This window comes from Bradyrhizobium sp., assembly GCF_049798375.1.
GTDB lineage: Bacteria > Pseudomonadota > Alphaproteobacteria > Rhizobiales > Xanthobacteraceae > Bradyrhizobium.
Genome location: NZ_JBARGP010000230.1, coordinates 1 through 2,231, shown reverse-complemented (window position 1 = coordinate 2,231; position 2,231 = coordinate 1). Strand labels below are relative to the sequence as shown.

General features: G+C 65.8%; 2 protein-coding genes. One reads left to right on the top strand and one right to left on the bottom strand.

Annotated elements, in window-relative coordinates; genetic code table 11:
* On the bottom strand, nucleotides 1-1,292 hold a 1,292-nt coding region (locus WA702_RS09780), incomplete at its 3' end, for a PLP-dependent aminotransferase family protein (protein WP_425110319.1).
* Between the two features lie 85 nt (nucleotides 1,293-1,377).
* On the opposite strand from WA702_RS09780, the gene WA702_RS09775 reads away from it, so the two are divergent.
* Complete coding sequence (locus WA702_RS09775; RefSeq protein WP_425110318.1) at nucleotides 1,378-2,100, top strand: pyridoxamine 5'-phosphate oxidase family protein; 723 nt, start codon at nucleotides 1,378-1,380, stop codon at nucleotides 2,098-2,100.
* Nucleotides 2,101-2,231 lie beyond the last annotated feature (131 nt).

Sequence of the window (2,231 nt, the reverse complement as noted above, 5' to 3'; positions counted from 1 at the left end):
TCGGACAATAGCCGACACTCGATGCCGGCGCGCTCGCGGATCACGACCGCGGCTTGTTTCGGCGTGCCTGACGGCAAGGTCGCCAACAGATGCAGGCCTTGCGCGGGAGCTGCGATGTGCAGGCATCCGCCGGCGGATTTCGCCAGCGTCTCCGCGACCGCATCGCGCGCCTGACGGTAGCGCGCGCGCATCCGGCGCATATGCGCCGATACCACGCCATCCGTCATCAAATCGGCCAGCGCATCCTGCATGAAGCGCGGCGGAAACCGATCATGCGAGGCGCGCGCCGCGACGACGCGACCGACCGTAGCCGGCGGCAGCACGAGATAGGCCAGCCGCAGGCTGGCGAACAGCGTCTTGGCGAAGGTACCAATATAGATCACATGCTCGCCGCCGATGCCGGCCAGCGCCGTGAGCGGCGGACCGGCGAAGCGATACTCGCTGTCGTAATCGTCCTCGAAGATAAAGGCCCTGGCCGATTTCGCCCAGTTCAACAACGCGACACGGCGCGCCATGCTCATGGCGACGCCGGTCGGAAATTGATGCGACGGCGTGACATAGGCAGCCTTCGCAGCCGCGTCCGCCGTCTCGCCCGCAGTGACAATGGTGCCTTCGGCATCGACAGGCACCGGCACCAGCTTCATGCCTGCGGCGTGCAGCGTGTCGCGCGAGGCGTAGTAACCGGGGTCCTCGAACCAGACGGTCTGGCCGGGCTTCAACAGCGCTTCGACGCAGAGCCGTAAGCCATGCTGCGTGCCGTTCACGATCATGATGCAGCTCGGATCGCAGCGGATGCCCCTGTTGGCAGCGAGGTGATGCGCGATTTGGGTGCGCAGATGCAGGCTGCCGCGTGGATCGCCGTAGCCGAGTTCGTCAACGCCAGCCTGCATGATGCGGCGACGACTGGCATTGGCGAGGTGCTTGAGCAGCGACGAATCCGTCAAAGTGAAGCCGAGCGCGAAGGGCCGGTGCGGCGTGGTGCGGATCGCGATGTCGGCAACCGGCGCGGATATCGGCGGCGCCGGCAGCTCGGCGGCAACGAACGTCCCTGATCCGTGCTGCGCCTCGACCAGGCCATCCGACAGCAATTGCTCATAGGCGGCGACGATGGCGTTGCGGCGGACGCCGAGCTGCTCGGCGAGCACGCGCGTCGACGGCAGCCGCGAGCCCGGCACCAGCAGGCCGTCGACGATCGCAGCCCGCAGCGCATGATGCACCTGCTGCGGCTGGTTACGGATCGCGCGGTCGAGCCGAATCGGCAGCGCCTGTACGTCGTCCCGGGAACGCGTCAAAGTGGTTGCCCTGTTTAGCGTGAAAGTGGAACTGGTGGCGACCACTTTGCCATGGCAAAAAGCGCTCGCCAAGAGGAGAACGAGAATGTCCGAGCAGGGCCTCACCAGCTATCCCGTCGACGCCGTCAACCGCGTCAAGCGCCGCCACGATCGCGGTCATTACGACCACGCCACCGTGCATGCCCTGCTGGATACCGCCGCGCTCTGCCATGTCGCCTATGTCGTCGATGGCCTGCCCTATTGCACGCCGACCCTGTATTGGCGCGAGGGACAAACACTGTACTGGCACGGCTCCAGCGCCAGCCGCATGCTGCGCAACCAGTCTGAGGGTCAGGCCGCCTGCCTCACCGTCACCCATCTCGACAGCCTGGTGCTGGCGCGCTGCGGCTTCAACCACTCCGCCGACTACCGCTCGGTGATGGCGTTCGGCCATGCACGGCTGATCGAGGACCAGACCGAGAAGGAGCGCGCGCTGGTGATGATGGTCGACCGCTTCTTTCCCGATCGTACTGCTACGTTGCGGCCGAGCACGACGCAGGAGATCAAGGCCACCGCCGTTGTTGCTATGAACATTGAAAAGGCCTCGGCCAAGATCCGCAGCAAGGGCCTCGCCGACGATGACGAGGACTACGCATTTCCGACCTATGCCGAACGGATCCCTGTGCGCACCGTGATCGGCGCGCCCGAACAATGCGATCGCCTGCTCCCGGGCGTGACGCGCCCCGCGACGCTCGCAGGCTTCAGCGCCGGCCGCCTGCTGGAGCATGCGCTGACCGAGGCCTACGCGATGAGCTATCGCACGGGGTGATGAGTTGGATTATGCCAGCTGAACACCGGCTTCTTTGAGCCGAATTATTTCGGCATCGGCGGTGCACCCTCTCCCCCTGCGGGTGAGGGTGGCGCGAATGAGCGAAGCGAATTCGGGCCGGGTGAGGGGTC

Excerpts from the sequence above, each read along its gene's own strand:
- WA702_RS09775 (WP_425110318.1), top strand. The coding sequence starts at position 1,378 with ATGTCCGAGCAGGGCCTCACCAGCTATCCCGTCGACGCCGTCAACCGC.